The organism is Marinobacter bryozoorum (assembly GCF_023156245.1).
Lineage (GTDB): Bacteria > Pseudomonadota > Gammaproteobacteria > Pseudomonadales > Oleiphilaceae > Marinobacter > Marinobacter bryozoorum.
This window is the reverse complement of record NZ_JAKZAH010000014.1, coordinates 42,920-56,638: the sequence shown is the minus strand read 5'-3', so window position 1 is coordinate 56,638 and position 13,719 is coordinate 42,920. Positions and strand designations below refer to the sequence as shown.

10 protein-coding genes are annotated in these 13,719 nt (G+C 62.1%); 1 reads left to right on the top strand and 9 read right to left on the bottom strand.

What is annotated here, in order from left to right; all coding sequences use genetic code 11:
• Window positions 1-150 precede the first annotated feature (150 nt).
• From MLC59_RS09785 to nudC, 3 genes are all read right to left on the bottom strand, one after another.
• Window positions 151-1,695, bottom strand: coding sequence for a fatty acyl-CoA reductase (locus tag MLC59_RS09785; RefSeq protein WP_248233831.1), 1,545 nt, complete (start codon window positions 1,693-1,695; stop codon window positions 151-153).
• 278 nt (window positions 1,696-1,973) lie between these two features.
• Window positions 1,974-2,765, bottom strand: coding sequence for a glutamate racemase (gene murI, locus MLC59_RS09780; RefSeq protein WP_248233829.1), 792 nt, complete (start codon window positions 2,763-2,765; stop codon window positions 1,974-1,976).
• Between the two features lie 8 nt (window positions 2,766-2,773).
• The gene (gene nudC, locus MLC59_RS09775) at window positions 2,774-3,592 is read right to left on the bottom strand and encodes an NAD(+) diphosphatase (RefSeq protein WP_248233827.1); all 819 of its coding nucleotides are present in this window, start codon (window positions 3,590-3,592) and stop codon (window positions 2,774-2,776) included.
• A 113-nt stretch (window positions 3,593-3,705) separates the two neighbouring features.
• Here nudC and plsB point away from each other — a divergent pair, with 113 nt between their 5' ends.
• Window positions 3,706-6,177, top strand: a complete 2,472-nt coding sequence (gene plsB, locus MLC59_RS09770; RefSeq protein ID WP_248233825.1) for a glycerol-3-phosphate 1-O-acyltransferase PlsB — start codon at window positions 3,706-3,708, stop codon at window positions 6,175-6,177.
• Between the two features lie 290 nt (window positions 6,178-6,467).
• Here plsB and MLC59_RS09765 read toward each other — a convergent pair whose 3' ends face one another.
• From MLC59_RS09765 to ppc, 6 genes are all read right to left on the bottom strand, one after another.
• Entirely contained in the window at window positions 6,468-7,313 is an 846-nt protein-coding gene (locus tag MLC59_RS09765; protein WP_427901716.1) for a class I SAM-dependent methyltransferase, read from the bottom strand.
• A gap of 85 nt (window positions 7,314-7,398) precedes the next feature.
• Window positions 7,399-7,770 carry a UDP pyrophosphate phosphatase gene (locus MLC59_RS09760; RefSeq protein WP_248233821.1) on the bottom strand — a complete coding sequence of 124 codons (372 nt, stop codon included), beginning with the start codon at window positions 7,768-7,770 and terminating at the stop codon, window positions 7,399-7,401.
• Between the two features lie 24 nt (window positions 7,771-7,794).
• A complete protein-coding gene (tsaB, locus tag MLC59_RS09755; RefSeq protein ID WP_248233819.1) occupies window positions 7,795-8,490 on the bottom strand; it encodes a tRNA (adenosine(37)-N6)-threonylcarbamoyltransferase complex dimerization subunit type 1 TsaB in 696 nt (231 codons plus the stop codon).
• A 67-nt stretch (window positions 8,491-8,557) separates the two neighbouring features.
• Window positions 8,558-9,211: an adenylate kinase gene (gene adk / locus MLC59_RS09750; protein ID WP_248233818.1), complete on the bottom strand. Its 654-nt coding sequence runs from the start codon at window positions 9,209-9,211 to the stop codon at window positions 8,558-8,560.
• A 196-nt stretch (window positions 9,212-9,407) separates the two neighbouring features.
• The gene (locus MLC59_RS09745; protein WP_248233816.1) at window positions 9,408-10,781 is read right to left on the bottom strand and encodes an HDOD domain-containing protein; all 1,374 of its coding nucleotides are present in this window, start codon (window positions 10,779-10,781) and stop codon (window positions 9,408-9,410) included.
• A gap of 189 nt (window positions 10,782-10,970) precedes the next feature.
• Window positions 10,971-13,643 carry a phosphoenolpyruvate carboxylase gene (gene ppc / locus MLC59_RS09740; RefSeq protein WP_248233813.1) on the bottom strand — a complete coding sequence of 891 codons (2,673 nt, stop codon included), beginning with the start codon at window positions 13,641-13,643 and terminating at the stop codon, window positions 10,971-10,973.
• Window positions 13,644-13,719 lie beyond the last annotated feature (76 nt).

Sequence of the window (13,719 nt, the reverse complement as noted above, 5' to 3'; positions counted from 1 at the left end):
ACCCGTTGAATTAGACCAACGTACTACCGGGGATCGTTGAAGTAAAAGGCGTGCCGGTTGGCACTGACTGCGTGCCCGTATCCAGATACATGACAGGATAGTTCGCCCCGGGCCTTGTGAAAAGCACCGGGGCCGCAGGAGGGAGGGTATTCAGGCAGCAGCTGCCGCCCGACGCTGGCGACGGGCACGCAGGCTGTAGATGCGACGTTCACCCAGGGCATAGCGATTGAGCCCTCCCAGGTGGGTCTTGCGGAGGTAGGTTTCCCAGCCGATACGACGCGGGTCTACCGAGAACAGCTCACGGTCGGCATCGCCCATGCGCTCCGCCAGGTCCATCAGCTTCTCGTTGTGGAACACGTAGTCCGGGGCGGTATAGAAACCGAAAATGGTGGCCAGGGCCCGGGTGGTGTCCAGGTTACGGAGCAGCTTCAGCTCCCGGCTGTGGCCGGCCATTTTCAGGGCCTTGCTCGCCAGGGAAAGGGGTACGCGGATGCCGGTCACTGCGGTGTCGAACAGGGTCCGGTTTACCGCCATAAAGGGCTTGCTGGGTTGGCGGCAGAACAGTTTGTCGTAGGCGGCGTAGTTTTCCTTCGCCTCGGCCATCAGGTGGTCGATGAACTCACCGAGGGAGATGGGGTTCATGGATCCACTGCAGCACTGGTAGATACGCCTTGCGGGCTCCTCCACAAGCGCTTCGGCGCCGGCCAGAAGGATGCTGTTCGCCACCAGGTCCACCGGGATCACGTCAATCACACTTCCACGGTTGCCCGGAAAAACTGTAACCTTCTCCCGGGCGTAGGCCAGGATAATGGCATCCGCCACCTTGACCCCTTCAATCCAGCCCGGCATGGGCTCCTTGAGGGCGCTTTCGATAATCGATGGGCGCACGATTGTCAGCGACTGGTCTGACAGGGCTTCCATCAGGCGCTGTTCGCCGAGCCACTTGGTGAAGGTGTAGGTGTCGCTCCAGCCATAGTGGTTGGCTTCCCGAATACCCAGCTCCACCAGTTTCTTTTCCAGCTGTTTGCCGGCATAGCGGGAACGCACATCCATGATTTTGTCATGGAGCAGGCGCACCAGGGCCTCGGTGCGGTAGTAGCCATGATCGCTCCGGGGAACAGGCGCCCCCGCCGGTTTGATGATGTCCTCACCGATAGCCCCGCTGTTCATACCGTTCACGTAGCAGGTAGACACCTGAACCACCGGCGTGCCCCCACCGGCCATGGCAAACGCGGCCACGTTGTCCAGGCAGAGCGTATTAATGCTGAGGGCCTTGTCCAGTTCTTCCCTGAAATTGACGCTGGCGGCGGAGTTGATGACCAGGTCAACCCTGCTGGCAAGGCGTTCATGGTCGGCCTCCGCCAGGCCAAAGCGGGGCCGGGTCAGTTCGCCCTGAACACAGTGAACCTTGTCCTCGAGGAAAGCCTCGAAGGCGTCATTGTCCTCATTGCGAAGCCGTTCGAACACACTGGCACTGGCGATTTCACTGAAAAAGCGTTCACGGGCATCCGGGTGACGTGCGTTCCCCCGCACCAGGACATGCACGCCCCCGACCTCCGGCACTGCGCGGATCAGTTTTTCCAGTACAGCCTTGCCCAGGAAACCCGTGGTACCGGTAATCAGGACATGTTTACCCTTGAGGGCGCGGCGGACCGAGGAATCGGTATCGTCTGATTCAGGAAACAGATGGGTCATGTCGGTTGAACTCCTTCTCGTCTGCTGTCCGGAAGCTTTGCATAATGCGGGCCAGTTCAGAATCGGGGGGTGGTATAGGCAAACTTCGGGACCCAGTGTGTCACAGGGTCAATGACAGTATGGAGTCAGTGCGGGAGAATTAAACTGTCCATTACGTATTCATAACCCGCCCGACATGGGGAAGGCTGACCTGCACTGCCTGTGTGCAAAAACGCCAGGCAGGGCGCAATGATGAGGCAGGCAAGTCGCCCGGGCGGGACAGGTCAGCCCTTGACAGATTACTCCCGAACGAAACCAAGGGCATCCAGGAAATGGTCAATATCGTCCATCACCGGACCGGAAAACAGGCACCGGTGCCCTGAACCCGGGTAGCGTTGCATTTCTTCCCGATCAAACCCGGCCACCTCCAGAAGGTGCAGGGTGCGCCGGGCTATGGCCTCGCCGGAATCCACCCAGAAGCGGACATCGGGCAACAGTCTCTGCAGTACCCCGGTAATCAGGGGGTAATGGGTGCACCCCAGCACCATGGTGTCCACGGCTGCCTCCCGGAAGGGCTGTAAAGCCACCGAGAGGGCTGGCTCAGGCATTGGCCGCCCCCTGGCCCACTCCTCGATCCAGGTGACCAGGTCCGGGTGCCCTACCCGTACAATCCGGCAATCACCGGCGAACTCACCAATCAGGCCTTCCAGGTAGGGTCGGCGCACCGTGGCCGGGGTCGCCAGCAACCCGATGCGGCGGTTCCCTGACAGGGCGGCGGCCGGTTTGATGGCGGGTACCACACCCACCACCGGGATATCAGTGGCAGCCCGCAGTGCCGGCAAGGCAACGGTACTGGCGGTGTTGCAGGCCAGCACAATGACATCGACCGGGCGCTGACGCAGCTGCTCCGTTACCAGTCCCACGGTGCGCTCGATCACCGTTTCCTCAGCCTGGTTTCCGTATGGGAAACCAGCATTGTCGGCCAGGTGGGTCAACCTGGCCGCCGGAACCTGCCGATGCAGGCAACGGGCTATGCTCAGCCCGCCGATACCGGAATCAAACACCAGTATTTCGGGTGCCCTAGGCGACACGACCGGGTTCAAGCTCCGTGCTCCCCCCGCATTTCCTCTTTCATCCGGGTAATCAACCGGCCCGCAATGGTGGTTTCCGGCGGTATGGGGGGATGTTCGTCCGGGGTAAACCAGTCGGCTTCGACGATTTCGTCCTCCTGCAACACCAGGTCCCCGGACTCATAGTCCGCGAAGAACCCCAGCATCAGCTGGTGGGGGAAGGGCCAGGGCTGGGAGGTCCAGTAACGGACATTGGTCACGGTCAGCCCGGTTTCCTCCAGGGTCTCCCGGACAACCGCCTCTTCGGCGCTCTCTCCCGGCTCGACAAACCCGGCAATCAGGCTGAAAAAGTAATTCTTTGCCCGGGTGGAGCGGGCCAGCAGGAAACGGTCGCCCCGGCGAATCACCACGATCACACATGGGGCCAGGCGTGGATAGAAGGGAATACCGCAGGGCTCACACCAGCGGGCACGCTCATTGGGGTGAAAGCCGGTTTCGGTGCCACAACGGCCACAGTAGCGATGGTCGCCGAACCACTGCTGGACCTGGGATGCTGTACCCAGCACATCGGCCGGCGCATCCGGCATGGAAAGCAAGGCCTCCCGAAGGTGGACCGGCCGGGTCAGATAGAGCAACATACCCGGGTCTACGCTGGCCACATACACGCTACGGCCATCCAGCTCGCCCACGTAGACCGGCTCGGTCCCCTCGTCCAGGGCACCGTCAACACTGCCCCAGCGGTGGTACCAGTCATCCTCCGGACACCAGATTTCGGGGCCGTTCATGGCAATGACGAGGTCATCTGCCTCCGGGGGCTTGCGGGACCAGCCTGCGTTCCAGTTTTCCATCAGGTACTCCAGTGTCGTCTCAAAACCAGAAATGTACCATATTCTCGCCTTTGTCCCGCGCCCCCGACCAAGTAAACTTGTGGCCCCGTTCGCCCTGTCCGGAGTCTGACTGAATGCGATTGTTCCCGGCTGTTTCCGGTGCTATCACGACACTGCTGCGCAAGATCCTGTTTCTGTGGGTTCGCACCGATGTGCTGGGAGCGGACAAGGACGAGCTGAGGCTGGATCCTGACCGGCCCGTTTGCTACGTCATGCAGTACAGCTCTCTCTCAAGTCGCCTGGTGCTGGAGCAGGAAGTCATGCGGGCAGGCCTGCCCCCTGCGGGCGCGGCGATGGCGCTACACCGCGGCCCTGACCATTCCTTCTGTTTTCTGTACCGCCGGGCGCGAAGCAGCTTCAGCCCCCGCCTGACGCCAGTCATGACGCCGCAGATAGAACACCTGGTGAACCTTTCGGTCGAGGACCCGACCCTGGATGTCCAGCTGGTACCGGTGTCCCTGTTCTGGGGCCGGTCGCCGGACAAGGAAAAGTCTGTCCTCAAGTTGCTGCTGTCTGATACCTGGTCGGTTGCCGGGCGTTTCCAGAAATTCCTGATTATCCTGCTACACGGCCGCAACACGTTGGTGCGCTTCGGTGAGCCCATGTCACTGGCCGATATCGTGCGGGAGCACCATCGCAGCAAGGCCCGCGCCAACCGCAAGGCCGCACGCCTGTTACGCACTCACTTCCGCCGGGTTCGCCAGGCCGTGTTGGGGCCGGATCTGTCGCACCGTCGTACCCTGGTCACGGACCTGATCCGCACCCCGGCCGTTCGTGAAGCCATCCGGGAGACCGCGCGTCGCGAAGACGAGCACCCGGACAAGGTTCGGGCACAGGCCTACGAATACGCCAATGAAATCGCCTCCAGCATGTCCATTGCCACCATCCGGATCCTGGAGGTTTTGCTGAGCTGGCTGTGGAACCGGATCTACAACGGCATCCGCATAAACAATATCCGGGCGGTCCAGGAAGTCGCGGAAGAAAATGCGGTGGTGTATGTGCCCTGCCACCGTTCCCATATTGACTACCTGCTACTGTCCTACGTGCTCTACCGCAATGGCCTGATCCCACCTCATATTGCAGCGGGCATTAACCTGAACATGCCCGTTGTGGGGCCAATCCTGCGCCGGGGTGGCGCGTTTTTCATGCGCCGCAGCTTCCGGGATAACCCGCTCTACTCCGCCGTGTTCAACGAGTACATGCATGTAATGTTCACCCGGGGCTACTCGGTGGAATACTTCGTCGAAGGCGGCCGCAGCCGAACCGGGCGAACCCTCCAGCCCCGGCCGGGCATGCTGTCCATGACGGTACGCAGTTTCCTGAGGGATCACCAGAAGCCCATTGTGCTGGTGCCGGTGTACATCGGTTATGAGAAGGTAATGGAGGGGCGATCGTACCTGGGTGAACTCCGGGGCAAGAAGAAAAAACAGGAAAGTGTGGTCGGCCTTGCCAAGACCGCTCGCAAACTGCGCAGCTCGTTTGGCAAGGTGTCGGTGAACTTTGGCGAGGCCATCTACCTGAACGAGGCGCTGGAACAGGCCCGGCCGGGCTGGAAGCATGAAGCGGTGGGCGCAGAGGGCCGGCCACGGTGGTTACCGGATGCGGTGGATCACCTGGCCCGACGGGTGACAACCGGCATCAACTCGGCTGCGGCCGTAAACCCGGTCAACCTGGTTGCGACCCTGCTCCTGGCGACAGAACGCCTGGCCATGGATGAGCAGCAGCTGGCAACGATGATGGATGGCTACCTTGCCCTGCTGAAATCACACCCCTACGCCGAAACGGTCACCCTCCCCGAGGGCAATGGCCAGGAGTGGATCCACTACTGTGAAACCATGGGACTGGTGGGCCGTTACCCCCAGAAGCTGGGAGATATCATCGGACTGGATGGCACCAACGCCACCCTGATGACCTATTACCGCAACAATATCCAGCACCTGTTCGCCCTGCCGGCCCTGATTGCCTGCCTGTTCGAAAACTGCACCTCCATGGCCCGTGACAAGGTCATTTTCCTGGCCGGTGCGATCTATCCATACCTGCAATCGGAGCTGTTCATCCGCTATGACGCAGAGTCCGTGGCCGTGGAGGTAGACCTCTGGATCAGCACACTGGCCGATCACGGCATTCTGCGTGCCGAAGGCGACCGGGTAATGGGGCCGGAAGAAGGCACCAGTGAACGCCTTGAGTTACATACCCTGTCGCGGTTCATTATCCAGACCCTGGAACGTTACTACATTGTGATTGCGACCCTGCGCAAGCACGGTCCGGGAGCGCTGACAGCGAAGGAGCTGGAGGAAGAAAGCGCGTTGATGGCGGAGCGTATGTCGCTGCTGTTCGGGCTCAATGCACCGGAGTTCTTTGACAAGGCCCTGTTCCGGAACTTTATCGGTGAGCTTTCGAAAAACGGAGTCATCGTTGCCGGAGAGGATGAGCGACTGGGTTATACCCGGGAGCTGGAACTGGTTTCCGAGGATGCGCGGCTGGTGCTGAGCGTGGAGAAGCGGCAGGCCATTGCGCAGGTAACTCAACTGAGTCGCTCACAGTAACATTTTTTGATGACCTGAATATTGCTTTTCAAGTACGTGCCATAAAGGGGGCGGGGAGGGCTTTGCTGAAATACGCCGGTAAATACATCCCTGTAGGCTCGGGCTCCGCCCCTCAGCGCTTATTGCTTCCTGCGTCGCGCTGAGGGTCCAGGGCAGTCCATCCATGGACTGCCCGTGAAGCGCTTTCGCGCCTCACCCCTGGCTCCGCACGATTTCATCAAAGCCCTCCCCGCCCCCTTTCCCAGTCCCTGTTCAGGCCCGCTTAAAAGCGAACTTCGGCGGCACCAAGATCAATCGGATGGTAAGGCCCGCAGCGGATAAACATCATACCGGCTACTTTTACCGTCCAGCTTGAGGGCCGGGGCCGGGCCGGGGATGGCCGGGGCTCTCCTTGAGCGTTTGACGACCACCCGGTAGCGGGCGCAATCGAGCGCCGCAGCCAGGAGGTCGGCTGCATCCGGGTCATCACCAACGATGGGGCGGAAGAGCTGCATTTCCTTTTTGACGGCGGCGGACTTGTCCCGGTGCGGAAACATGGGGTCCAGGTGGATGACGTCGGCGACAGGCTCCTGCCCTGCCCTTTGCTGTAACCACGAGATGCTGTCGGCGTGGATGAGGGCCATGCGGGCGACGACCGGAGCGGTGGTTTCGTCGCCGGCCGCGCGGGCCAGGCCGTCTTCGAGCAGGGCATGGATGACCGGGGATCGTTCCAGCATTGTGACCCGGTGGCCGAGGCCGGCCAGTACGAAGGCATCCTGGCCAAGGCCGGCGGTGGCGTCGAGGATATGCAGGGTCTGGTGGGTGCGTTTCAGGCCAACAGCCCGGGCGATAAGCTGGCCAGTGCCGCCGCCGTGGGCCAGCCGATAGCCCGCCTTGCCGGCGACGAATTCAGCTCGCACCGGGCCCGGTGCCTTGCGACCAGTGGCCTGGAGGCAAAGGCCATTGTCGTCCAGCCATAATATCGCGGGACAGTCGTCGATGTGTCTGGGTGAAACCACGCCCAACCAGGGGGCTCCCAGGCGTGTCGCGAGTGCCTTTGCCTGTTCAGACAACCCTTCTTCAGAGCAGCCAACCGGGGGCAGGTGCTCGGTGTCTTTGCTATCCGGATCAGTGGGCTGGTTCATCGGGAACGTTATCCGGCCGGGCCGGCTCTTTGGCGGGACATGTTGGTTGAGCGAGCGTGTGGGGTTGGCTCACCGGGGCTTAAGCGTATCCGCGCAGTCACACCCGGATATCGATACCGGCCAGCTCCGCGTCATAGCCATCCATCCCTTCCCTCTGGCTGGCCACGGTGGCGAACGTTTGCAGGGCACGCTGGTTGGCAGCCGGAATGTCATCAGACCGGAATGGCTCCAGGCGGGTGTCTTCAGCCGCAGCCCGGGCCTGGACCCGGCGCAGGTAGCCCTCGGTGTCTTCCGCACCGGACGCTGCCGGGTTGTCACCCGTGCTGTTACCCGCAGGTGCCGGACGGGACTGCTGGCGCTCATCCGTCAGGACGTCCGGGCGGGCTGCCGGCGCACGGGCACCATCGCTGCGCTCGCGGGCAACGTTGTTACCGATGTACGGATTGTTGGGGTTAAGTCCACCAATCATGGCTGGGTTCCGGACCGTATCTGATTAACGCCCTGGAAGTTTCTTCCAGGTCACTTCGTCCCGCAGGTAAACAGGCTGTGCCTCGGCGGCGGGTACGGCGTTCCCCGCTTTCCAGGCTTCAGCGGCAAGGCGGGCCACAAAGCGGGCATCGGGGACAGAGTCCAGCGATGGCGTGGCCACCACTGCCGTCACACTTTCAGGCATACGCTCAGCATAGCGCCATCCACCGCCCCCTGCCAACCATCGTGCCGGCCCCTCCGGCAGGCTGACCTGTTCCGGAGGACAGACACGCTCTGTGGCCAGGAGCACCGGCAGGCCGCTGGCCATGCGATAACAGCCCCAGTAAACCTCGTCCATCCGCGCATCGAAAGCCACGGCAATACCGTCGCCCTCCCGGGCATCCTGCCCTTCAGCCACGGCAAGGGCCACAGCCTGCAATGAAGACACCGGCACTACGGGAATATCCAGCCCCCAGGCGAGCCCCTGAATGACACCGGTGGCGATACGCAGTCCGGTGAAGGAACCAGGCCCGGCGGCGAAGGCCAGGGCATCGAGGTCTGCCATGGCGACGCCCTGCTCTTCGAGCAACTGGCGAACCATGGGCATGATCAGACGGGTGTGACCCCGGGGCTCAACACGGAAATGCCCGCCCAGGTCGCTGCCGTCAAGCAGCGCCACAGAGCAGGCATCGGAGGAAGTATCAAGTGCCAGTAACTTCAAGGTTGTTATCCCGTGTGGTTTGGCTGAGCCCCATCGAGGCCTGGTCCATAGCCAGACGGGACGCTTTTTAACCCAGCTTTGAGAGGATCTGTTCGCGGATATCGTCCAGCGAACCGACGCCGTCAACGCGAACGTATTTCGGTGCCTGGGCCGGCTCGTCCTTCGCCCAGTCCTGGTAATAACCGACCAGCGGCTCAGTCTGCTCGTGGTAGACCTCCAGGCGATGGCGAATGGTTTCTTCCTGGTCGTCTTCGCGCTGTACCAGCGGCTCGCCGGTCTCGTCGTCCTTGCCGTCTTCCCTGGGCGGATCATACTTTACGTGGTAGATGCGACCGCTGGCCGGGTGCACACGGCGACCCGCCAGGCGCTGTACGATTTCCTCGTCGTCTACGGCAATCTCAACCACGTAATCGATACTGATGCCCTGGTCCTTCAGCGCTTCGGCCTGGGGGATGGTGCGGGGGAAACCGTCCAGCAGGAAGCCATTACGACAGTCTTCCTGCTGCACCCGCTCTTCGATCAGGGCGATAATGATGTCATCAGACACCAGCGAACCGGAATCCATAACGGCCTTGACCTTGTTGCCCAGCTCGGAGCCTGACTTGACGGCTGCACGGAGCATGTCGCCGGTAGAGATCTGGGGAATATCAAACCGTTCAGTAATGAACTGGGCCTGGGTCCCCTTGCCGGCGCCCGGCGCCCCCAACATGATAATACGCATACGTTGTGCTCCCATTTCCTGGATAATTAAGTCTTTGATTTGAAAAGCGGTTGCCAAACCCTGGAGGGGTTACTGCAAGGCTTGGCAACAGCCTCTCTCAGCCCTGGCAGGGACACGGAGAGCGGGCATTATACGAAGTCGGGCCCGTCAGAGAAAGTCGACGTCAGTCGCAGTCAATAAGTAGTGGCCGAGCCGGTCAGGATGACAGAGAGTGGGCAAGGCTGTCCAGATCGTCGGCAACCTGCTCCACATCGTCCCGCAAATGATCTATTTGAGACGCCGACAAGCCAAGCTCCGAGGCCAGCGCCCCGGTATCGTCCGGGTTGAACTCATCCCCTACGCCCTTCTCCTTGAGCAGCCCGTTGGCAAGCTGCACCAGGGTCACGTAGGTTTTGTATTCGCCCTGGTAATGGGGCAACTGATGGACACCAGCCGATTTGATCACGGCCTCCGGGAGCTGCCATAGCTTGTGCAGGATGCCTCCGATGACACCGTGGCCTACGGTCAGCATTTCCTGCTCACCGCCGGCCCCGAACACCTGCTGTTCCAGCGATTTCATGCTGGCTTCGGGATTCGCTGCACGCAGGCGGTTCAGTTCCTCGAACTCGGCTGGAAACAGGTGCCCCACCAGCAACAGGCCGAAGTTGTGCAGCAGTCCACAGAGATAGGCCAGAGAGGCATCTGCACCACACTGGGGGGCTAACCGCTGGCAAACAAACGCGCAGTAAAGGGAATGACGCCAGAACTGGTCCATGCCCAGCGGTCCCTGCCGTGGAATATCGAAGGCCCGCACCGATGCAATACCCAGTGCAACATGGGCGACACGCTCGAAACCGAGCACCCGGGTGACGGCCTCCTGGACCGATTTGATCTGCCCCGGATAATTGAACAGGGCCGAGCGGGCATAGCGGATGATCTGCGCGGTGAGGCTTGGGTCGTACTCGATCAGGTCGGCGAGTTCCCGGGCCGATGCCTCCGGGTCACTGGTCAGGCGGAGTATTCTCAGTGCCTGGGCAGGCATGGGAGGCAGTCGGTACAGCTTCTGCAGTTTGTCCGCCACTTCATCCAGGGTAATACTGCTGGCCGCCTGGCCACTGTGACGCAGGGTGACATGCCCCTTTTCCGCACCGGTCATGGCCAGCCGGAAGTCCCGGCCCGCCATGACCAGCAAACGGGATGATGAGCCACAGGCCATGATTAACCGGTCGGCCTGGTAGAGAGACTCCTCCGCCAGCACTGGCACGCCATAGGCTGAACCAAAGGGTGGCACGAACCCCGGTGCGCAATCACTGAAGACCTTCCCGGCCTGGCTGGCTGTAAGCGGCTGCATGCGCCGGCCAGTGCGGGCCTCAATGGCATCCAGGTCCGGTGAGCTGTCGAACGGATGCACCACCAGCAACACGCCTTTCACGTCGATCAACGCCGTACTGCGAATGACCTGCCGGCGTTCCACGTCTGCATCGAGAACCGCGGCTTCAAGGCCACCACGCGGATCGGCGGTAACCGGTATCAGCTCCTGGGCAATACCTTTGCGGTTAAGAAACTGCTCGACTCTGGCGGCCGCTGCCACGTGCGTCTCCTTCCTGATACTGTCACTATGCCAGCCCGCGATGCGGTGTTACCACGGCCTGGCAAACCACCGGGGGGTGCGCAGACATTACCATATCCCGGGGGTTCCGTCCGGTGCCGTCACAGGCCAACGGCGAAGCGCTCGGGCAATTCCACCGGCCCTGTGAATGGCCTCACATAATGACCGGTATCAGCCGGTGTTTCGCATGCCTGCGGCAATACCTGCCATCGTGACCTTGAGGGCCTGCTCCACCAGCTCCGGCATGGGCATTACCTCGGCGTCAGATCCCTCAGCTGCCACGTTCTGGTCGGCTTCCCGGTTACGGCGCAGCAATTCCGCCTGCAGGTAATGCAGCGGGTCCGTGTAGGGGTTCCGCACCTTCATTGAGTGGGCGAACACCGGCTCGTCCTGGAGCAGCGTCCCCTGCTCCTTCAGGGCCAGCACCTGGTCAATGCACCGGGCAAGTCGGGCCCTTAACTGCTCCCCCAGCGGGCGCAACGCCGGTTCAACCAGAATCTGGTCGTAGTAGCCTGCGATGCGCAGGTCCGACTTGGCCAGCACCATTTCCAGCATGTCGACATAGGTCCGGAAGAACGGCCAGTCCTGGCGCATGGCCTGCAGCAGCGGCATCTTGCCGGCCTCTTCCGCCTCGGACAGGGCCACGTCACTGCCCAGCCAGCTTGGCAGCATCAGGCGCATCTGGGTCCAGGCAAAGATCCACGGAATTGCCCGCAGGCTTTCCACCCCGCCGCTGGGCTTGCGCTTGGCGGGGCGGCTGCCCAGGGCGAGCTTGCCCAGGGCCTGCTCCGGGGTGGCCTGGCGGAAATAGGGCACGAAGTCCGGATTCTCCCGCACCACCTCGCGATAGGCCTTCAACGACCGCTCGGTGAGCCAGTCCATGGCTTCCCGCCATTCCGGCTCCGGTGCCCGTGGTGGCGCCAGGGTAGCCTCGACCACGGCGGTGGCATACAGCGTCAGGCTCTGTTCCGCCAGTCTCGGCAGGCCGAACTTGAAGCGGATCATCTCCCCCTGCTCGGTAATCCGGAAACTGCCGTTTACCGATCCCGGTGGCTGGGAGAGGATTGCCCGGTTGGCCGGACCGCCACCCCGGCCAACGGTACCGCCCCGGCCGTGGAACAGGGTCAGGTGCATATCGAAGCGGTTGGCGACCTCGGTGAGTTTCTCCTGGGCCTGGTACTGGGCCCAGGCCGCCATCATCTGCCCCGCGTCCTTGGAGGAATCGGAATAGCCGATCATCACCTCCTGCTCGCCGCTGCAATAGTCCCGGTACCAGTCCACCGAGTAGAGCGCCTCCATGGCGGCCGGCGCTCCCTGCAGGTCGTCCAGGGTTTCGAACAGAGGCACGATCCGCATGGGAAATTTCATGCCGGCTTCCCGCAGCAGCAGGATCACACTGAGCACATCCGACGGCGTGCTGGCCATGGAGATCACATAGGAGCCCAGTGCTTGCGGGGTCTGCCCGGCCACCACTTCGCAGGTTGCCAGCACCTCACGCACCGGTTCCGAGGGCTCCCAGTTACGGGGCACCAGCGGGCGACGGCCGCGCAGCTCCTTTACCAGGAATTGCTGGCGCTGCTCCTCGCTCCACTCCAGGTAGTTGCCCAGGCCCAGGTACTCCACCATCTCCGCGACCGCTTCCGCATGGCGGGTGGCTTCCTGGCGGATATCCAGCCGGATCAGTGGCAGGCCGAAGGTGTGCGCCCGGCGCAGGGTATCCAGTAGCGGGCCATTGGCGATGGTATCCAGGCCACACTCGATCAGGGATCGGTAGCACAACTCCAGCGGCCCGGTAAGGTCTTCGTTCTCGAACAGGATATCGGTATCGTCCGCCGGCTCGCCGTTGACCCTGGCCTCCGCCCAGTCCCGGGTGCGAATCAGGCGCTCACGCAGCCGCCCCAGAATAACCCGGTAAGGTTCACGGCTGTCCCCGGCCTGGGCTTTCAGTTCATCGCTGGCCTGCCACATGGACAGCTCTGCCCGCAGGGACTGGATATCCCGCAGGTACAGGTCCGCCGCCATCCAGCGGCCCAGCAGGAACACGGTACGGGTAACCTCATGGGTAACGTTGGGGTTGCCATCCCGGTCGCCGCCCATCCAGGACGCGATACGGATTGGTGTGGCATCCAGTGGCAGGCCGGAGCCGGTAGCGCCGTCCAGCGCCTGGTCCAGGCTGCGCAGGAACCGCGGCACCGCCTCCCAGAGGCTGTTCTCGATTACCGCAAACCCCCACTTGGCCTCGTCCACGGCGGTCGGCCGCTCATGGCGGATCTCGTCCGTGTGCCAGGCTTCCGCCACCAGCAGCCGCAGGCGATCCAGGACCTCATCCCTTTCCGCCGGCAACAAGTCGTCATGGTCAAGGGCGGCCAGGCAGGCGGACATTTCGTCGTACTTCATGATCAGGGTGCGGCGGGCCACTTCGGTGGGGTGGGCCGTCAGCACGAACTCCAGGCGCAGTTGTGAGACCTTGCGGTGCAACTCCTGCGCATCCACGCCGCCGCTTTGCAGTCGCTCGAATACCTCGCCAAGGGACTCCACCATCAGGTCGGACTGGTGTCCCCGCTTGCGACGGACGCCGTGATACTGCTCCGCCAGGTTGGCGAGGTTGAGGAACTGGTTGAAGGCCCGGGTCACCGGAAGCAACTGGTCATCACGAAGGTTGCTCAACAGGCGCACCAGCCTCTGCTCCGAGCCACTTTCCTGGCGCCGGTCTACCTTGGCTGCGGCGCGGATTTCCTCGATCAGCTGATAAATCTCCTCGCCGGGATAGTTACGGATATTCTCACCCAGCAACTCTCCCAGCAGACGGACATTTTCTCGCAATTCGGGATGCAGTTCGGCCACAGGCTCTTCCTTTTAATGATGGGATGACAATTGACGAAACTTGAACGCTACACTGATACTAATAACGAGGTCGCGG